The 17,777-nt window shown below is 73.1% G+C and carries 16 protein-coding genes; 5 read left to right on the top strand and 11 right to left on the bottom strand.

Going from position 1 to position 17,777, the window contains the following annotated elements; translation table 11 throughout:
• The first annotated feature begins 250 nt into the window (after positions 1 to 250).
• Together E1298_RS29175 and pgi are read left to right on the top strand one after the other, a co-directional pair.
• Complete coding sequence (locus tag E1298_RS29175; RefSeq protein ID WP_207944899.1) at positions 251 to 1,555, top strand: MFS transporter; 1,305 nt, start codon at positions 251 to 253, stop codon at positions 1,553 to 1,555.
• 206 nt (positions 1,556 to 1,761) lie between these two features.
• Entirely contained in the window at positions 1,762 to 3,393 is a 1,632-nt protein-coding gene (gene pgi / locus E1298_RS29170) for a glucose-6-phosphate isomerase (RefSeq protein ID WP_131898854.1), read from the top strand.
• A 73-nt stretch (positions 3,394 to 3,466) separates the two neighbouring features.
• On the opposite strand, the gene E1298_RS29165 is transcribed toward pgi, so the two are convergent.
• The 6 genes from E1298_RS29165 to E1298_RS29140 form a co-directional block, all read right to left on the bottom strand.
• On the bottom strand, positions 3,467 to 3,724 hold the full coding sequence (locus E1298_RS29165; protein ID WP_131898852.1) for an EF-hand domain-containing protein: 258 nt from the start codon (positions 3,722 to 3,724) through the stop codon (positions 3,467 to 3,469).
• A 49-nt stretch (positions 3,725 to 3,773) separates the two neighbouring features.
• A complete protein-coding gene (locus tag E1298_RS29160) occupies positions 3,774 to 4,514 on the bottom strand; it encodes a sugar isomerase domain-containing protein (protein WP_131898850.1) in 741 nt (246 codons plus the stop codon).
• Positions 4,507 to 4,944 (bottom strand): PTS sugar transporter subunit IIA, encoded by a 438-nt coding sequence (locus tag E1298_RS29155; RefSeq protein ID WP_131898848.1) that lies wholly within the window; start codon positions 4,942 to 4,944, stop codon positions 4,507 to 4,509. The genes E1298_RS29160 and E1298_RS29155 overlap by 8 nt, the downstream gene beginning before the upstream one ends.
• The gene (locus tag E1298_RS29150; RefSeq protein WP_165975721.1) at positions 4,944 to 5,243 is read right to left on the bottom strand and encodes a PTS sugar transporter subunit IIB; all 300 of its coding nucleotides are present in this window, start codon (positions 5,241 to 5,243) and stop codon (positions 4,944 to 4,946) included. Before E1298_RS29150 ends, E1298_RS29155 begins: the two co-directional genes overlap by 1 nt.
• A gap of 47 nt (positions 5,244 to 5,290) precedes the next feature.
• Positions 5,291 to 6,727 (bottom strand): PTS ascorbate transporter subunit IIC, encoded by a 1,437-nt coding sequence (locus E1298_RS29145; RefSeq protein WP_131898846.1) that lies wholly within the window; start codon positions 6,725 to 6,727, stop codon positions 5,291 to 5,293.
• Between the two features lie 100 nt (positions 6,728 to 6,827).
• The gene (locus tag E1298_RS29140) at positions 6,828 to 7,559 is read right to left on the bottom strand and encodes a GntR family transcriptional regulator (protein ID WP_243725883.1); all 732 of its coding nucleotides are present in this window, start codon (positions 7,557 to 7,559) and stop codon (positions 6,828 to 6,830) included.
• Positions 7,560 to 7,743: 184 nt separating this feature from the next.
• Here E1298_RS29140 and E1298_RS29135 point away from each other — a divergent pair, with 184 nt between their 5' ends.
• Positions 7,744 to 9,108 carry a hypothetical protein gene (locus E1298_RS29135; protein ID WP_131898844.1) on the top strand — a complete coding sequence of 455 codons (1,365 nt, stop codon included), beginning with the start codon at positions 7,744 to 7,746 and terminating at the stop codon, positions 9,106 to 9,108.
• A 13-nt stretch (positions 9,109 to 9,121) separates the two neighbouring features.
• Here E1298_RS29135 and E1298_RS29130 read toward each other — a convergent pair whose 3' ends face one another.
• Positions 9,122 to 10,087: an AraC family transcriptional regulator gene (locus E1298_RS29130; protein ID WP_131898842.1), complete on the bottom strand. Its 966-nt coding sequence runs from the start codon at positions 10,085 to 10,087 to the stop codon at positions 9,122 to 9,124.
• 81 nt (positions 10,088 to 10,168) lie between these two features.
• On the opposite strand from E1298_RS29130, the gene E1298_RS29125 reads away from it, so the two are divergent.
• Both E1298_RS29125 and E1298_RS29120 read left to right on the top strand, forming a co-directional pair.
• Entirely contained in the window at positions 10,169 to 11,005 is an 837-nt protein-coding gene (locus tag E1298_RS29125; protein WP_131898840.1) for an NAD(P)H-binding protein, read from the top strand.
• A gap of 74 nt (positions 11,006 to 11,079) precedes the next feature.
• Positions 11,080 to 11,583 (top strand): anthrone oxygenase family protein, encoded by a 504-nt coding sequence (locus E1298_RS29120; RefSeq protein ID WP_131898838.1) that lies wholly within the window; start codon positions 11,080 to 11,082, stop codon positions 11,581 to 11,583.
• Positions 11,584 to 11,708: 125 nt separating this feature from the next.
• Here the strand turns inward: E1298_RS29120 and E1298_RS29115 are convergent, their stop codons facing one another.
• The 4 genes from E1298_RS29115 to E1298_RS29100 form a co-directional block, all read right to left on the bottom strand.
• The gene (locus tag E1298_RS29115) at positions 11,709 to 13,148 is read right to left on the bottom strand and encodes a nickel/cobalt transporter (protein WP_131898836.1); all 1,440 of its coding nucleotides are present in this window, start codon (positions 13,146 to 13,148) and stop codon (positions 11,709 to 11,711) included.
• The gene (locus E1298_RS29110; protein ID WP_131898834.1) at positions 13,145 to 14,470 is read right to left on the bottom strand and encodes a tetratricopeptide repeat protein; all 1,326 of its coding nucleotides are present in this window, start codon (positions 14,468 to 14,470) and stop codon (positions 13,145 to 13,147) included. The genes E1298_RS29115 and E1298_RS29110 overlap by 4 nt, the downstream gene beginning before the upstream one ends.
• Positions 14,471 to 14,993: 523 nt before the next feature.
• On the bottom strand, positions 14,994 to 16,514 hold the full coding sequence (locus tag E1298_RS29105) for a DUF4331 domain-containing protein (RefSeq protein ID WP_131898832.1): 1,521 nt from the start codon (positions 16,512 to 16,514) through the stop codon (positions 14,994 to 14,996).
• Between the two features lie 137 nt (positions 16,515 to 16,651).
• Positions 16,652 to 17,704 carry a maleylpyruvate isomerase family mycothiol-dependent enzyme gene (locus E1298_RS29100; protein ID WP_131898830.1) on the bottom strand — a complete coding sequence of 351 codons (1,053 nt, stop codon included), beginning with the start codon at positions 17,702 to 17,704 and terminating at the stop codon, positions 16,652 to 16,654.
• Positions 17,705 to 17,777: the final 73 nt, after the last annotated feature.

The following is a 17,777-nucleotide window of genomic DNA, read 5'->3' as shown; positions in this document are numbered from 1 at the left end:
CCCGGACCCCCATCCGACCCGCCACCGTCCATGCGCGCCGCGCACACCTGCACGCCGCGCGGTCCGGCCCGCCCGAGGTGGGCGAGAGGGCTTGAGCCTAACGGTGGGCGGGGCTCCGGGCGACTGCGCTGGTCACCCGTGTTCGCCCTGGTCAAACGTGATCTGCCTCATACACTTCTCTTGCCCGGAACGTACCAAAAGCACCCGGCGTTTAATCCCCTTTGGCACGACTTTGAGGGGGAGAAGAACCGTGGCGTTCCCGGTGATGCTGCGCTCGCTGCGCCATCACAACTACCGGCTCTGGGCCACCGCCGATCTCGTCTCGATCACCGGGACGTGGATGCAGGTGCTGGCGATGAACTGGCTGATCCTGTCGATCACCCACTCGGCCACCAGCGTCGGCCTCGGCCTGGTCCTGCAGGCCCTGCCGACGATGCTGCTCGGGCCCTGGGGCGGCGTGATCGCCGACCGGCTGCCCGCCCGCTACGTGGTGGCGGCCGGGCAGGCCGTCCAGGCGGCGCTGTCGGGCCTGCTGGCCGCCATCGCGTCGGGCGACCCGTCCGGCGTCGGCGGCCTGTACGCGATCTCGCTGGCCTCGGGCATGGTCACGGCCATGACCTCGCCCGCGCTCGGCCGCTTCGGCGCCGAGGTCGTCGGCCCGGACGACCTGTCCAACGGGCTGGCGCTGGGCTCGGTGATCAGCTCGGGCGGCCGGATCCTGGGCATGAGCCTCGCCGGGGTCGTGATCCCGATCGCCGGGGTGCCGGGGGCGTTCCTGCTGAACTCGGTGAGCTTCCTCGGCGTGCTGGCCGCCATCGCGCTGATGCGGCCCCGCGACCTGCACCCGCTGCCCCCGGCCGAGCCCGGCGAGCGCGGGATCGCGGCCGGTTTCCGGTACGTGCTGGGCACGCCCCGGCTGCTGATCATGTTCGGCCTGGCGTTCGTCCTCGGCAGCCTCGGCCGCAACTACCAGGTGACCATGGCGGCGATGAGCCAGGGGCCGCTGCACGGCGGCGCCAGCGGCTACGGGGCGCTGTCGGTGGCCTTCGCGGTCGGCACCGTCCTCGGCGGCGTCTACGCCGCGTCCCGCGCCCGGCTGCCGCTGCGGCTGCTGCTGATCGCGGCGACGGCCTGCTCCGTCGGACAGATGCTCAGCGGCGTCGCCCCCGGCCTGCTGGTGTTCGGCGCCGTGATGCTGCCCATCGCGGCGGGCGCCGTCGTCCTCGACACCACCGTCAGCACCCGGGTGCAGCTCGACAGCCCCGGCCACCTGCGCGGCCGCGTCATCGCCGCCCAGGGCATGGTCGGCGCCGCGTCCGGCGCGTTCGGCGGCCCCGCCCTCGGGATGCTGTGCGACACCCTCGGCCCCCGCGCCGCCCTGGTCCTCGCCGGCGCCGTCAGCGCCACCGCGGCCCTGGCCGCCGCGTACGGGCTGGCGCGGCTGCGCCGGTCCCGCGCCGCCGCGGCCCCCGTGCCGGTGCAGGCGGCGGCCCCGGAACCCGCTCTGGAGCCCGCTGTGGAACCCGTTCCGGTGCTGGTCGCGGCCAAGGTCTGAGCCCTCTCGTCCAGGACGGGGCGGCGGGACCCCCGACAGGCCCGGCCGCCACGGTGGAAAGGCCGCCGGACGGGAACACTCCGGGCTTGGAAGAGCTTTGGCATCGGTGCGCGCGCGGCCGACCTATGATCGCCGATGGGGCGGCGCGGAGCGCGCGTGGGGACCCGCGGTGCCCGCCCGGCCCCGCCGAGGAGATGAGAGAGGCAATGGCTGATATCACCGAGGCGCCGGAGTGGTCGGCGCTGGCCGAGCACCAGGCGGCACTCGCCACGCGGCACCTGCGGGACCTTTTCGCGGACGATCCGGGGCGCGTCGGCCGCATGACGGTGACCGCGGGCGACCTCCACCTGGACTACTCCAAGCACCGCGTGACCGGCGAGACGCTGGGGCTGCTGGTCGCGCTCGCGGAGCGGGCGGGGCTGCGCGAGCGGATCGCCGCGATGTTCTCCGGCGAGCACATCAACGTCAGCGAGGACCGCGCCGTCCTGCACACCGCCCTCCGGCTGCCCCCGGGCGAGGCGCTGACGGTGGACGGCCAGGACGTCGCGGGCGACGTGCACGCCGTCCTGGACAAGATGGCCGAGTTCTCCGGGCGCGTCCGCTCGGGGGAGTGGACGGGCTTCACCGGCAAGCCGATCAGGACCGTCGTCAACATCGGCATCGGGGGCTCCGACCTCGGCCCCGCCATGGCCTACGAGGCCCTGCGCGACTTCGCCGACGCGGGCATCGCCTGCCGGTTCGTCTCCAACATCGACCCCGCCGACATCGTGGGGACGCTCGCGGACCTCGACCCCGAGCGGACCCTGTTCGTCATCAGCTCCAAGACGTTCGGCACGCTGGAGACCCTCACCAACGCCAAGGTCGCCCGGCAGTGGCTCGTGGAGCGGCTCGGCGACGACAAGGCGGTGTCGCGGCACTTCGTCGCGGTGTCGACCAACGCCGAGCGCGTCGCCGACTTCGGCATCGACACCGGCAACATGTTCGGCTTCTGGGACTGGGTCGGCGGGCGGTACTCCTTCGACGGCGCGATCGGCCTGTCCCTGATGATCGCGATCGGCGGCGAGGCGTTCCGCGAGATGCTCGCCGGCTTCCGGGAGATCGACGAGCACTTCCGGACGGCGCCGTTCGAGGCGAACATGCCCGTCCTGATGGGCCTGCTCGGCGTCTGGTACACCGACTTCTTCGGCGCACAGACCAGGGCCGTCCTGCCCTACAGCCAGCGCCTGTCGCGCTTCCCCGCCTACCTCCAGCAGCTCACGATGGAGTCCAACGGCAAGTCGGTGCGGGCCGACGGCGCGCCGGTCGTGGCGCAGACCGGCGAGATCTTCTGGGGCGAGCCGGGCACGAACGGCCAGCACGCCTTCTACCAGTTGCTGCACCAGGGCACCCGGCTGGTGCCCGCCGACTTCATCGGCTTCGCCGAGCCGTTCGCCGACCGCGAGGGCATGCACGACCTGCTCACCGCGAACCTCCTCGCGCAGACCTCGGCGCTGGCGTTCGGCAAGACCGCCGAGGAGATCGCGGCGGAGGGGGCGCCCGCGGCGGTCGTCCCGCACAAGGTGATGCCGGGGAACCGCCCCACCAGCACGATCCTCGTGCCGAGGCTCACCCCGAAGACGCTCGGGGAGCTCGTCGCGCTCTACGAGCACATCGTGTTCGTGGAGGGGACGATCTGGGGGATCGACTCCTTCGACCAGTGGGGCGTGGAGCTCGGCAAGGTCATGGCCATGGACCTCGCCCCCGCGCTCACCTCGGCCGAGCCGCCGTCCGAGGCGCCCGACCCCTCCACCGCGGCGCTCGTCCGCACCTACCGCGAGTGGCGCCGCCGGGCGGTCTGACACCCTCCGCGACGACGGGACGGGCCCGCCGGATCACCGGCGGGCCCGTCCCGCGTCGTGCGGAGCGTGCTGGTCAGCCCTGCGGCTCGGGCAGCGGGCCATCGGCCCAGCCCTGCGCTTCGAGGATGGCGCGGAACTCGCCGTAGGAGATGAACCCGTCGAGGTTGGCGTCGGCCTGCTCGAACCTGTCCTGGGTCTCCGCGCGCGTCCAGGACAGCCCGAGGCTCTCCAGGACGAGGGTGAACTCCATCAGGTCGAGCCGCTCGTCGCCGCCGAGGTCCGCGCGCGCGAACACGGCAAGAAGGTCGTCCTCGGTCGGTTTGGTGGTCATCCTCCGTATCATGCCATGTCGGGCGGGCCGGTCCGGCGGGGAAACGCCGTCAGCCGCCGGTGAGCTCGGGCACGCGGTGGCGGTAGCGCTCCAGCAGCGCCGCGTTCACCTCGTCGCCGCCCGGGACGTTCGCGCTCGTCCAGCGGGGGAGCTCCACGCCGCGCGCCGAGGCGAGGTCGTCGAGGTCGGCCAGCACCCGCGCCCACGCGTACGCGGCGAGGATCGTGGAGACCGCCGCCGTGCGCGGCGCCGCGGCCGGGTGCAGGGCGTCGCCGGGCGGGACGCGTGTGTCCAGCACGATCGCGGCGTGGTCGGCGAGGCTCGTCGCGGTCCGGGCGGCGGCGCCGCGGGACGCGCGGGCCGAGGTCACCGCGATGACGGGCACGCCCCGCGCCGCGCACGCCTCCGCCACCTCCACCGGGTACGGGTTGCGCCCGCTGGTGGAGAACACCACCGCCACGTCGGGCGGCGCGGGCGCGGCGGCCTCGGCCACGGCGCGCCCGATCCCCGCCTGCCGCTCGACGCGGGTGCTGCGCAGGGCGTCGTCCAGCGGGAGGACGCCGGCGTCCCAGATCGGCCGGACGGCGGCGAGGCCCCCGGCCCGGTAGAACGTCTCGCACACCATCGCCAGGGAGTGCCCGGCCCCGGCGACGTGCACGATCCCGTCGCCCTCGATCGACTCCAGCAGCAGGGCGGCGGCCTCGCCGATCGCCGTGCCGGACGTGGAGTCGAGATCGTCGAGCAGGGCCCGCACCCGGTCGGGGAGCTGCTTCCGGGGGGCGTCAGGCATCGGGCAGGGCCTCCTTGAGGGCGTGGGTCATCTCTTCCTGGCCGGAGGCCGCGCGGAGCCGGTCGGCCAAGCCGTCCGACAGCGCGCGCGCCAGCGCGGCGAGTGTCCCGACGTGCGCGTCGGGGTCGGGCGTGCAGAACGCCAGCAGCAGGTCGACCGGGTCGTTGTCGGGATGGCCGAACTCCACGGGCGTGGCCAGACGGGTCACGCCGACGCCGACGGCCAGCCCGCCCTCCTCGGGACGGGCGTGGACGAGCGCCAGGCCCTTGGTCAGCACGATGTACGGGCCGTTCTCCTCGACCACCCGGACGCACGCGTCCGGGTAGCCCTCGCCCGCCGCGCCGGCGTCGACCAGGGCGGCGGCCGCCTTGCGCACGGCCTCCCGCCAGTCGGCCGCCGTGACGGCGTCGGTGGTTACTACGACGGGCATTAGAGCCACCCTTGCTCGGTCAGGCGCTCCCTGAGCTGGGCTTCCAGGCCCTCCTTGTCGAGGAAGTCGCTGATCGTGATCACGACGGGCGCGAGGTCGGTGATCTCGCTGGTGTGCATGCCCTGCCCGATGACCACGTCGGGCGTCATCCCGCGCGCCGTGGACACGTCGGTGTTCTCCACCCGGGCCTCGATGCCGAGGGAGCGCAGCGCGTCCTCCGCGGTCATCTTGAGCATCAGGCTGGAGCCCATGCCGACGCCGCAGACCGCGAGGATCTCCAGTTGCCGGTCCAGTGCCATGTCGGTTCTCTCCTCTGTGTTCGGTGCGGGCAGGGTGCCCGTGCGGGTCAGGCCCTCTTGACGGCGGTCCGGTCCGCGGGCGCCGTCTCGTCCCCGTCCGGCGTGCGGCGCTTCTCCGCGCGGCCGAGCAGGAGCAGGGTGGCGACGGTGGCGGCCAGCGCGACGGCGGGCACCAGCCACACCGAGTTGCCGCCGACGACCGGGTCCACGGCCTTGAGCAGCCAGGCGATCGCGTACCAGTCGGGGTCGGCGAGGGTCGCGAGCTCCGGCGCGGTCTTCTCGTACAGGTCCCACGTGACGGCCTGGCCGATCGCCAGGATCAGGCCGCTGATCACGCCGCCGAGGACGGCGCCGCGCCAGCCCGCGACCACGTTGCCGAACAGCCCGGCGGCGCCGCCGACGAAGAACAGCATGATCATGGGCGGGGCGAGGGTGAACCAGCCGGCCCCGGCGAACACCGCGAGGCAGACCAGGAACAGGCCGGTCGAGGTCACGAAGCCGACCATGACGGCGGTCGGGGCGACCGGGAAGACGGTGGGCGCGTCCAGCGCGGGACGGGTCCCGGGGATCACCTTGTCGCTGAAGCCCTTGAACGCCGGGACGATCTCGCCGAGGAACATGCGGACGCCGAACAGCAGGATCGCGATGCCGCCCGCGAACCGCAGGCCGACCAGCAGCGCCCACACCCACGGGGACAGCTTGGCGTCCATCTCGGCCGCCGCGGTGTTCACCACGCCGTTGTCGGCGAACGCGACCCCCACCAGCATGATCACCGAGATGATCAGGGCGGTGCTGACGTTGACGTCCTTGAAGAACGACAGCTGGCGCGGCAGCTTGAGCTTCTCGGTGTCGTGCTTCTCGCGGCTGCCGAGCGGGCGGGCCGCGTAGCCGGTGACGAGGCAGGCCAGCGAGCTGGTGTGCGCGAACCCGAACCGGTCGTCCGGCATGACGCGGCGCATCAGCGGCCGCATCCACAGCGGCTGGACGGTCCAGTACGCGGCGACGAACCCGGCCCCGCACAGCACGAGCGTGAGCTGGTCGGCGCCCGGGGCGATCGTCACCAGCGACGCGACGGTGACCGTGCTGACCCAGAACATCAGGTGCCCGGTCAGGTACAGGTACCGGGCCGCCGGGAAGATCCGCACGATCAGCACGTGCACGAGGAACGCCACCGTGATGACCAGGGCGATCGTCCCGCCCTGCTTGGTGAGGAACTCGGTCAGCGTGTGGTCGGCCTTCGGCGGCGTGGTGCCCATCGCGCTGGCCAGCACCTTCTGGAAGCTGGTCAGCCCGCCGGTGAACACCTCGACGCCGATGAACAGGATCACCACGCCGATGGTCGCGCGCAGCGCGCCGGCGAGGGTGTCCTCGAACCGCTTGCGCTGCAGCAGCAGCCCGATGAGCGTGATGAGCCCGATGAGGATGGGCACCTGGCCGAACACGTTGTCGGCCAGGAAGGTGAGGATGTCCTTGATGACGTCCACGGTGAAGTCGCCTCACTTCTGGGGTGGTCGTGCGCTGTCGCCCCCGTCAGCGCGGATTGGACGGTCGTCCCCCCGGGGGCGGCGTGCCCCGGGGGAGAGGTCAGTGGGATGGCGGTCTCAGGTCGAGCTCCAGGCGGTACCGGTCGCCCCGGTAGAGCGACCGCACGTACTCCACCGGCCTGCCGTCCTCGTCCCTGGTCACCCGCTGGAACAGGAACGCCGGCATGTGCACCGGGACGTCCAGGTCGGCGGCCTCCGCCGCGGTGGTGACGGTCGGCTCGATCGTCTCCCTGCCGGAGGCGATCACGACGCCGTTGCCGCGCAGCAGGTCGTAGAACGACCGTCCCTCAAGGTCCTGTCTGCGCAGCCCGGGCAGCAGCGCCCGCGGCATGTAGAGGGTCTCGATGGCCATCGTCGCGCCGTCGGCGAGCCTGAGCCGCCGAATGGTAAATACCTCTTCAACCGGTGACAGGGCCAGCCGTCTGCCGATCCGCGCCCCCGCGGCCTCTGTGCGGAACGACAGCACCCGGCCCCCCGGCTTCATCCCGCGCCTGATCATGTCCTCGGTGAACGAGGTCATGGTCAGCGAGACCGCGATCCGGGGTTCGGCCACGTAGGTGCCGCTCCCGTGCCGCCGGTCGAGCAGGCCCTCGGCGACGAGGTCGTCGACGGCCTGGCGCAGGGTCGGCCGCGAGACGCCGAGATCCTCGGCCAGCCGGCGCTCCGACGGCAGGGCGTCCCCGACGTCGAGCCCGTCCAGCATCGCCAGGAGCTTGCGGCGCACGGTCTGCCGTTTCGTGTGCCCGTTACGAGCCTCACCGGCGGATTGCACGCTGTTCACCTCCTGGCACGCTGTTCCTTGCTGAACACACGTTATGTCCCACTCAGGCAACTGGTCAATACCACTTTGTCGATATTTGCCCTGGTGGGCGGTGCCGGGGCATGCCTACCGTCGCTGAAGATCGTCAGAAAGAGGCCGAGGGCCGCGCCCGGCGCGCGGTGAGGAAGGCGGCTAGATGAGGAAGTTCGTGCGGGGGGCGCTGGCGCTGGCGTTCCCCCTGGTCCTGCCGGCGGCGCTCTGCGCGGCCCCGGCCCACGCGGGCGCCGGCGGGCCCGGCACGCCGGGGGCGCCCGGCCCGTCCGGCGGGACCGGCCCGTCCGGCTGGCGGCTGGTCGGGGCCGAGCCCTTCAACCGGCACCTGGACGACGCGAAGGTGCCCTGGCGGCCGGACGGCGACGGGCCGTCCAGCCCCTACGACGTCGACATGTACGACAACGACGGCGCCTACTTCGAGACGATGGGCGGCCCGGCGTTCCGCACGCAGCTCGCCGCGATGAAGACCTACCGCAAGTCCTTCGCGTTCGGGACGCGCGGCTGGCTCACCGCCGAGCTGGCCGCCCGCGACGCCGACGGCGACGGCCGGCCCGACGCGCCGCCCACCCTGACCTCGCGGAAGGGCGTCGCGAACCTGGTGGAGCCGAGCCACCAGGCGGGCGTGGTCATCCGGTCGACCAACGCGCTGCCCGCCGAGTACCGGGTGGAGATGACGCTGCGCGGGCTCGACTTCGGCGGACAGCGGAACGGCTCGTGGGACTACCCGGACGGCCGGATCAACGGCTACTCGCCGGCGGGCTGCAAGACGAACTTCCCCTGGGCTTCCGGCGGCGACTTCTCCCGTCCGGAGTGTGACTGGGCGGACGTCCGCACCGACTCCAACGGCTTCTACTACATGTCGATCATGGACTACGGGCGGGTCGCGCCGCACAACAACGTGTTCATCCACGGCCACCGGAAGGTGGCCATGGACGGCTACAACCGCTACAAGTACACCGGCACGGGCCTGCGGTACTGCAACCCGGCGACCAAGCAGTACGAGCCGTACCCGGCGGGCACCGGCAACGGCGTCAACGCGATCTTCATGACGGACGACCGCCGCTACCCCTCGATGCCCGGCACCGAGTACCTGATGCAGAGCGAGTGCGGGTTCGCCAAGGGCAAGGCGATCGTCTCGACGGTCGACCTGAAGCCGGAGCTGCTGCCCAAGGAGCCCTATACGTTCGCGATCGAGCGGCGGGACGGCGCGTACACGATGGAGATGTCCGGCACCTTCGCGCACGTGGGCCGGGCGACCTTCCGCTACACCCGCGCCTTCGTCCAGGACGGCGAGCCGATCTGGCACTACAACCAGAAGCCGGGCGAGTACGACGGGCGCTTCAACGCCGACTGGACCTGGAAGGGCCCGGGCGGCACGCTCGTCGACCGCGACACCTGGCCCGCCGGTTCGGCCTACCCCGACCACTTCATGATCGGCGACCCGCACATGAACTTCTACGAGGGCAAGGCGCAGGTGGACGACGTCCGCCTCTACGTCCCGAAGTAGGCCCGGGACGGGCTCAGGACGTGGCCGCGCCGGCCGGTGGGGAGGCCGCCGGTCCGGCGCGGTACTCCTGCGGGCTCATCCCGTGCTCCCGCTTGAACGCCGTGCTCAGCGCGAACGCGTTGCCGTAGCCGACCCGCCGTGCCACCGCCTCCAGCGTCGCGTCGCTCTCGCGCAGCAGGTCGGCCGCGTGCGCGAGGCGGACGGCCGTCAGGTAGGCCATGGGCGGCTCGCCGACCAGCTTCCCGAACCGCTGCGCCAGCGCCGCGCGCGACACCCCGACGCCGGCCGCCAGGCCCGCGACCGTCCAGGGATGCGCCAGATCGTCGTGCAGCAGCCGCAGCGCCGGGCCCACCACCGCGTCGCCGTGCGCCCGGTACCAGCCGGGCCGCTCGGCGTCCGGCCGGGAGAACCAGGCCCGCAGCGTCGCGATCAGCAGCAGGTCGAGCAGCCGGTCCAGGACGACCTCCTGCCCGGGCTCGTCCTTGACGATCTCCTCGCCGAGCAGGCCGGTCAGCGGCGACTTCCAGGTGTCTCCGCGCACGATCGCCAGCGAGGGGAGCGCGGCCAGCAGCCGCTGCGTGACCGCGCCGCGCATCTGGTAGGTGCCGATCAGCATCACCGCCGACCCGTCGGGGTCGTTGCCCCAGGCCCGCACGCCGAGGTCCATCGCCTCCGACAGGCTCGTCCCGTCCGGGGTGGTGCAGTGCTGGCCCGGATGGATCACGACCTGCGGCGCGGTCGCGGGGTGATCGCCGACCGTGTACGGCTCGGGGCCGCGGCAGATCGCCATGTCGCCGGGCCGGACGCACTGCGGCTCGGCGCCGTCGTAGGTCACCCACGCCTCGTCCTGGACCATCGCGACGAGGGTCAGCGGCGCCTCGTCCTGGATCCGGATGGACCAGGGCGGGTTCAGCGCCGCGCGCAGCATGAACGCTCCGCGGGCGCGCGGCCCGTCGAGCAGGTCGGTGAGGGCGTCCATGTGACCAGCGTAGACGCTCGGACATGGGGGCGAGCTTCTCAACGATGGTCGCCGGAATGGCCCGGCTGTTGACTTGAGGGCATGACGAACACCAAGGAATCCGGCCTCACCCTCGTCCTCGGCGGCACCGGCAAGACCGGCCGGCGGGTGGTCGAGCGGCTGGAGGCCCTCGACGTCTCCGTGCGGATGGGCTCCAGGTCGGCGGCGCCGGCGTTCGACTGGGAGGACGAGGCCACCTGGGCCCCGGTCCTGCGCGACGTCGACGCCGTCTACCTCGTGTACTACCCGGACCTGGCCGTCCCCGCCGCGCCCGGCGCGATCCGCGCGTTCACGGCCAAGGCGGTGGACGCCGGGGTCCGGCGGATCGTCCTGCTCTCGGGGCGCGGGGAGGAGGAGGCGCGGGAGTGCGAGCGGATCGTCCAGGGCTCGGGCCTCGAATGGACGGTCGTCCGGGCGAGCTGGTTCGCCCAGAACTTCAGCGAGGACTACCTGCTCGACCCCGTCCGGGCGGGCGAGGTCGTCCTCCCGGCCGCCGACGTGCCCGAGCCGTTCGCCGACGCCGACGACATCGCCGACGTGGCGGTCGCGGCGCTCACGCAGGACGGGCATGCAGGCGAGGTCTACGAGGTCACCGGGCCCCGGGCGCTCACCTTCGCGGAGGCGGTCGCCGAGATCGGCCGCGCGGCGGGCCGGGACATCGCCTACGTCCCGGTCGGCGCGGCGGACTACGCGGGCGCCCTCCGCGAGCACGGCCTGCCGGATGACGTCGTTGACCTGCTGATATACCTGTTCACCACCGTCCTGGACGGGCGGAACTCCCGCCCTGCCGACGGCGTGCGGCGCGCCCTGGGCCGCGAGCCCAAGGACTTCGCCGACTACGCCCGCGAGACCGCCGCCAGCGGCATCTGGACGGCCTGACCCGCGTCGCTCGGCCGGGGGCGGCACGCCCCCGGCCCTGGCCCTGGCCCCGACATCCACGAACGGAACTGATCATGAAATTCTCGCTCACGGTCGCCTCCGCGGCCCTGTCCATCCTGATGGCCGCCGGCATGGCGGGCACGTTCTTCGGCTTCTCCACCGGCGTCATGCCGGGCCTGAACGCCGCGAAGCCCGGCTCGGCGATCAACGCCATGCAGGCCGTCAACCAGAAGATCCAGAACCCGGTGTTCGTGGGGATGTTCATGCTGCTGCCGGTCGTGGCGGTCGTCGCCGGGATCCTGCTGCTGACCCTCGACCAGAAGTCCGCCGCCCTGCTGTTCTTCGCCGCCGCGGCCGTGTACTTCGTCGGCGCGCTCGTCCCGAGCTTCGCGGTGAACATCCCGATGAACAACGACCTGGACGCCGTCAAGATCCCGGCGGACCTGAACGAGGCGGCGAAGATCTGGTCGGACTACTCGGGGCGCTGGACGGCCTGGAACACCGTCCGCGCCGTGTTCAGCTGGGCGAGCGTCCTGCTGATGAGCCTCGGCGCCTACGTCTGGGGCAAGAACGCCTGACCGCCGTGCGATCCGTGCGACCTGTGCGATCCGTGCGATCCGTCACGCGCCGAGAAAGCGACCCGCGCCCCGAGGGGAGCACGGGCCGCGTCCGCCGTCCGGGCCCCGGATGAGGAGCGGCCGCCTCAAACGAGGAGCGGCGCGAGGCTCCGCGCGGTGAGCCCCAGCCCCAGCAGGACGACCAGCGCCGCCGTCCCGGCCGGCAGCAGGCGCGGCGCGACCAGGGCCCGCAGGGACGGCAGCCGCCGCGCCAGCAGGCGGCCCGACCCGGTGACCAGCAGCCCGATCGACACCAGCGTGAGCGCCAGCCCCACCCCGTACGCCAGGACGAGCAGCACGCCGAACCACGCGTGCCCGAGCGCGTTCGCGCCCAGCAGCACCAGGATCGCCGACGGGCTCGGCAGCAGCCCCCCGGCGAACCCCATCAGCACCATGCTCCGCCACCGGGCCCTCCCACCGCCCAGGTCACCGTGCCCGTGCCCGTGCCCGTGCCCGTGGCCATGACCGTGGCCCTGCCCGTGCCCGTGCCTGTGGCCGTGCCCGTGGCCGTGGCCCTGCCCGTGCCCATGACCATGCCCATGACCGTGGCCATGTCCGGGGCGCAGGGCGCGTCTCAGGAGGGTGATCCCGGCCGTCGCGACGAGCAGTCCGCCCGCGGCGCCGAGCCAGGGGAACAGCGCGGGCGCGGCCAGCGTCGACCCGCCGGCGATGAGGAGCCCCAGGACGAGGACCCCGGCGGTGTGCGTGACGGTCACGGTGAGGCCGAGGGTGAGCGCCTCGCGGCGCGGGCGGGCGCCCTGCCCCAGGGCCTGCGTCGCCATGATCGTCTTTCCGTGGCCGGGCGCCAGGGCGTGCGCGGCGCCGAGGACCATGGCGATGAGCAGGGCCGACAGCGCGAAGCCCACGGTCAGATCGTGGCGCGCGACCAGGCCGGTGAAGGCCCGCGTGAGCCGGTCGGCGCCGCGCGGCAGCACCCGGTCGGCGGCGCTGGGCGCGGGCGCGGCCAGCGGCGGCCCGCCCGGCCTCACCACCGCGTTCGCCGCGCGCCGGTCGAGCGGCGACCCCAGCGCGTCGCCCGGGTACGCGGTGAGCCTGGCCGTCCGGGAGTCGCGCGGGACGTCGGACGCGGTCAGCGTCATGCGGTCCCCGGCGGCGGTCACCTCGTTCCAGCCGACGCGCCCCCCGGCGCCGGTGTCGGTGAAGCCGAGCCGGGTGCCGCTCAGGGGCGCGGCGATCCCGCATTCCAGGCGCAGCGTCCGCAGCCCGGCCTGCCCGGGGCGCGCCGTCGCCGAGGACGAGCGGACGGCGGCGGCGACGGGCCGTCCGTCATCGGTGATCCGGAACGCGGCGGCGGACCGCGCGCACTCCTTCGCGGCCCAGCCGGGCAGGTCCGCGCCGTCCTGCAGCACCTGCGCCGCCGGGATCTCGGCGAGGTCCTGGACGTGGTCGATCCGCAGCTCGTGCGGCGCCACGACGAGCCCGTCGTAGCGGTTGACGGAGAAGTTGCCGAGCGGGTGCGCCAGCGACGCGGCGGCCCCGGCCGCGGCGACCAGGAGCGCGATCACGTGTCACCTCCGAGCCGGGCCAGCGCCGTCCGGGCGCGGGGCGCGTGCAGGGGGGAGAAGTGCGGGTTGAGGCGCAGCGCCGCCGCCAGGTCGCGGCGCGCCTCGGACCGCTGCCCGAGAGAGCGCTCGATCATGCCCCGGTGGTAGAGGAACGCGGCGTTGCGGTATCCCGTCCCGGCGGCCTTGCGCGCGTAGCCGAGGGCCTCCTCGTCGTCGCCGTTGACGTGCAGCGCCCAGGCGAGGGCATCGGCGACGTGAATGCTGTGGCGCCGCGTCCACTCCGCCCTTGCCGCGCGCAAGGCCGCCGCCTTGTCGCCGTGGTCGGCCGCGAACAGCGCGGTCTCCAGGTCGGGCGTGACCCCGTTCGCCTTGGCGAGGGCGTCCCACGTGGCCGCGACGCCGTACTGCTTCGCCGCCTCGTCCCGGCGCCCCTCGGACTCGCGCAGCTCGCCGAGCCAGGCCAGCCGTCCGGGCAGGGGAGACCTCGTGACCAGGGCCTCCTGGTCGCGCCGCGCGCCCGCGGCGTCGCCGGTCGCCGCGCGCACCCGCGCCCGCCCGTCCAGCGCGCCGAGGTCGGTCGAGTCCGCCCGCAGCGCCGCCGCGAACTCGCGGCCGGCGGTGCGCGTGTCGCCCCGGCTCCAGGCGAGCTCGCCCAGTTGCGTCCGGACGTAGGCGACGTCGCCGGGGTCCGTCGCCGAGGCCGCCGCCAGTTTCAGGACGCGGCGCGCCTCGTCCGTCCGGCCGTGGAGTTCGTGGACGTAGGCGACCCGCGTGAAGACGGGGATTCCCGGTGCCTTCGCGTCGGCCTGCTTGGCCGCCGCCTCGGCGTCCTCGTAACGGCCGAGCTCGACCAGTGCGTCCACCCGCACCGCCAGCGCGCGCGCCCCGTAGGGGTTCACGGCCAGGGCGCGATCGGTTTCCGCCAGAGCCGTCCCGAAGTCGTGCCTGGCCGCGGCCAGAGCGGCAAGCCCGGCGTGGACGGTGTCATTGCCGTCCGGGCGCACCTTCAGCGAGGTGCCCAGGACGGTGGCGGCCTTCGGGTAGTAGGACGGGTCGGCGGTGAGCCGCGCCCGCTCCACGTAGGCCAGCCCCAGCGTCGCCCAGCCGACCGCGTCGCGCGGCTGGTCGCGCAGATGGCGCTGCAACCGGTCGATCGCGCCGCTCAGCGTCGCGGCGGACGCACCCGGCGCCCCCGCCGCGAACGACGCGTCCGACTGCCGCGCCGGGCGCTCGACCCGGATGGTCGCGGCCAGCGTCACTCCGACGATCATCGCGACGATCGCGCCCGCCATCAGCAGGCGCCGTGCGAATACCTGTGCCATGAAGAGTCCTCTGTACGAGCCGGCGGCTTGCGGCCGTGCTGTGGCCTTCGGCCTTCGGTCCGGCGGCGCGGGCCACGGTCGTGCGGTTCGTAGGTGAGCTTGATCTTGCGGCGTATGTAGTACGTCCACGGGCTCCGGCCGGGGTCATCGGACCACGCCCGGCGCGACCTGGATGCGTGGATCGTCCGGTGGAAACCGATGGCCGGGACCTGACGGCCGGAACCTGGTTCCCCGGGGCCTGGCACCCTGCGAAACCGGTTTCCGTTGTCCGTTGTCCGGGGCCTGACGGCCCGGCGGCGCGCCGTGTGCGGGCACGCGGCCGGGCCGCGATCAGAGCCGTTCCCCCAGGCCATTCCCCCAGGCCATTCCTCCGGGCGTTCCCCCAGGCCATTCCCCGGACGTTCCCCCGGACGTTCCCTCAGGCGCTTTCCCCTGGCCGGCCCCTCAGGCCGTTCCGCCTGGGCGTTTCCACGGGCCGTTCCCGGGCCGCGCACCTGGGCCGGTGCGCGGCGTCAGGAGGGGATCAGCCGGCGGAGCCGCGGCGGCGGAACCACAGGGCGCCGCCGCCGGTGAGGAAGGCCGCACCGATTCCCAGGGCCAGGATCGGGACGACCGGGCTGCCCTCGTCCGTGGACTCGTTGTTCGAGGCCGGGGCCGCGTCGAGCTTGGTCGTCTTCGTCGCGGTCGTCTCGGTGCGGTTCCCGGGCTGGACGGCGGACCCGGACGTCGGCAGCGCGAGGTACGGGAACGCCTTCTCGAAGGGCACCTCGTTCGCGTCCACCTTGTCGCCGAGGTCGTTCTTGGCGCCGAGCAGCTCGCCCTCGACGACCTGCAGCGAGATGTCGAGGGTGTCGTCGGCCAGCCGGCGGCCGTTCGGGTAGCCGGCGTTGTCGCCGTCCAGCACCCCGAGCCGCTTGGGCTGCGGCGTCGGCGGGATCGAGGTGTTGAGCCGCATCAGCTCAGCCGGGCGGACGTTCGGCGGCTGGTTGAGCTTCGGCACCCCGGTCAGGAAGACCTGCACCAGGTCGTTGCGCGGGGTGGCCGGCGCGGGGACGTTGAAGACCCCCTGGATCAACCGCGGCAGCTCGGGGTTGGTGACGTTCGGAGCGAACTGCGCGTCGTTCCACGGTACCGAGGCGTTGAACCTGTCCTTGTCCTTGATCGGGTTGACGACCTCGTTCACCAGCGGCATGCCGAGACGCGACACCTGAACCCAGTTGCCGGCCGAGTTCTGCCGCTGCACGGCGGAGTAGACGCCCACGATGGGCTGGCCGGGAGTGACGAGCGCCTTGGTCGGGATCTGCAGGGCCACGCTCTGGACGTTGTAGCCGCGCAACGTGTCATTTCCGACCTGCGGCAGCTTGCCGCCGTACAGCCCGTTGAAGACGTTCAGGTTGAGGAAGAACGGGTCGTCGGCCTGCCCGGCGAACACCTGGGCGCCGTTCGGCAGCGACTTGGTCGCCTGGGTGCGCAGCGTCCGGTAGTCGGGCATCGACGCCTTGCCGACGTTGGACGGGGCGACCGGCACGCCGGCCGCGAGGGTCCGCACGTTCACGACCTTGCCGTCCTTGCGCTGGAGCAGCGTCAGGTCGTAGGTCTGCCGGAAGTTGAGGTTGGGGTCGTCCAGACTCCGCACGGGGCCGGTGTTGTAGAGGAACGTGTTCTGGTTCCGGTAGGAGTCCTTGAAGGTGAACCGGTAGGTGAACTCGGGAAGAGAGTCGCCGTCGTTGTCGACGTTGATCTCGTACCGCGCGTCCTTGGCGAACTTGTAGAAGTTGGGCCCGCCGGCCGGCTCCTCGAACGGCCAGAAGTTCGCCACCAGCGTCGTGGTGTCCGGCTTGTCCGGGCTGACGAACGCGTACACGTCGGTGTTGTCGTACTCCGGCTGCCCCGAGATGAGCGGTGCCTCACGGTGGCTGGACGCCGTCGCGGCGCCGGGCCCGAGACCCGACACCCCACTCGCGGCGAGCGCGGCGCCCACCATGAGCAATGCGCCGACCCTGGTGAGGGCCGCGCGGGGGCGGGATGATTGCGGTCGTGACATCGCTGGGTCCTTCTCGCGAGTCATGCGGTGCCGTGGTCCGGCGCCGCTGGTGTCTCGCTTTCGATACCGGCCGCCCCTCGGATGGGAGGGTGGCCGGATCGGGACAGGAACCCGGCGAATCGGGCGCGGCGTGCGTCTCAGTCGCAGCCGAGGGTGGCCGCCGCCCTGAGCAGGTCGTCCACGATGCCGGGATCCCCGTCCGCGTGGTGCGGGAAGGCACCCGGGGCGATGCGGTCCGCGAGCAGCCGGCAGAAGTCCTCCGCCGTCGCGACGACGGTGACGTCCGGGCGCCCGGGCCCTTCACCGGGCGCGAGCGGCACCAGCCACTCGCTGGCCCCCGTGCCGGTGAGCCGCAGCCGCGCGGTGCGTCCCGGATGGTGGCGGCCCAGCGCGTGCAGCGCGCGCGGGAGCAGACCGGTCCCCAACTCCACGATGAACCGCAGATGCTCGCCGCGCGGAGGCTCCGCCGGACGCCCCAGGGTGGCGCGGATGTCGTCGGCGTGCGTCCACGTCTCGAACGTCCGCTGGACCAGCGCGTTACGCCCCGACGCCTTCACTCGGGCACCTCCAGCAAGTGACGCCTCCCGCTCCAGCAGCCGGGAGTCCTGCGACACACCGCGGACGAGCGCCCGCGCCTGCGCGTGCCAGACCTCGCGCGTACCGGCATCCCGGTGATCGGACGGGTTATCCACAGAACGCCGTTCCTCTTCCTCGCTCGGTCCATGGGGGTCGACCATGGAGATCGCGGGCCTGTTTCTGGAGGTGATGCCGAGGTCGGCGGCGACCATCGCGTCGTTGCCCGCCAGGTGCACGACGAGATCGCGCACGGACGCGTAACGGGGGACCGGCATCCGCCAATGCGCGTCGTCCAACGAGCCAAGGAGCCGATCCATGCTTGAAATCTGCTCGGCATACGCCATGGCCAACCCCTCGGCGGGGACGAGGGGCACGCCCGGCGCCCGGCGGCGCCGCGCCGCCGACAGCACGACGTCGCGCAGCCCCGGCGGAGGCGGCAACGCCACGGCCGCGGCCAGCAGCCCGGCGGTGTTCCGCGCGCGCCTGGTCTCCCCGGCGCAAGGTCGGCACGCCTCCACATGCTCGCCGACCGCCGCGGCCTCGTCCCAAGGACAGGCGTCAAGCACCCACGCGGCGAGCACCCCGGTCGCGGCGGGGTGCCGGTCCTCGCTCATCTCGGCCTCCCCTCAAAACGTACGCCAGCCGCGCCCTTTCCACCATGCACACTCCACCGCCGCCCCGCACTCC

Origin of the sequence: Actinomadura rubrisoli (assembly GCF_004349215.1) — a bacterium.
GTDB lineage: Bacteria > Actinomycetota > Actinomycetes > Streptosporangiales > Streptosporangiaceae > Spirillospora > Spirillospora rubrisoli.
The sequence above is the reverse complement of the archived record's forward strand: the minus strand, read 5'-3'. Positions and strand labels throughout refer to the sequence as shown.

What these genes read in the sequence shown, in the direction of transcription:
- E1298_RS29120 (WP_131898838.1), top strand. Translation starts at nt 11,080, where the DNA reads ATGAAATTCTCGCTCACGGTCGCCTCCGCGGCCCTGTCCATCCTGATG.
- E1298_RS29135 (WP_131898844.1), top strand. Translation starts at nt 7,744, where the DNA reads ATGAGGAAGTTCGTGCGGGGGGCGCTGGCGCTGGCGTTCCCCCTGGTC.
- E1298_RS29155 (WP_131898848.1), bottom strand. Translation starts at nt 4,944, where the DNA reads ATGCCCGTCGTAGTAACCACCGACGCCGTCACGGCGGCCGACTGGCGG.
- E1298_RS29100 (WP_131898830.1), bottom strand. Translation starts at nt 17,704, where the DNA reads ATGAGCGAGGACCGGCACCCCGCCGCGACCGGGGTGCTCGCCGCGTGG.
- E1298_RS29150 (WP_165975721.1), bottom strand. Translation starts at nt 5,243, where the DNA reads ATGGCACTGGACCGGCAACTGGAGATCCTCGCGGTCTGCGGCGTCGGC.
- E1298_RS29165 (WP_131898852.1), bottom strand. Translation starts at nt 3,724, where the DNA reads ATGACCACCAAACCGACCGAGGACGACCTTCTTGCCGTGTTCGCGCGC.
- E1298_RS29105 (WP_131898832.1), bottom strand. Translation starts at nt 16,514, where the DNA reads ATGTCACGACCGCAATCATCCCGCCCCCGCGCGGCCCTCACCAGGGTC.
- E1298_RS29130 (WP_131898842.1), bottom strand. Translation starts at nt 10,087, where the DNA reads ATGGACGCCCTCACCGACCTGCTCGACGGGCCGCGCGCCCGCGGAGCG.
- pgi (WP_131898854.1), top strand. Translation starts at nt 1,762, where the DNA reads ATGGCTGATATCACCGAGGCGCCGGAGTGGTCGGCGCTGGCCGAGCAC.
- E1298_RS29110 (WP_131898834.1), bottom strand. Translation starts at nt 14,470, where the DNA reads ATGGCACAGGTATTCGCACGGCGCCTGCTGATGGCGGGCGCGATCGTC.
- E1298_RS29160 (WP_131898850.1), bottom strand. Translation starts at nt 4,514, where the DNA reads ATGCCTGACGCCCCCCGGAAGCAGCTCCCCGACCGGGTGCGGGCCCTG.
- E1298_RS29125 (WP_131898840.1), top strand. Translation starts at nt 10,169, where the DNA reads ATGACGAACACCAAGGAATCCGGCCTCACCCTCGTCCTCGGCGGCACC.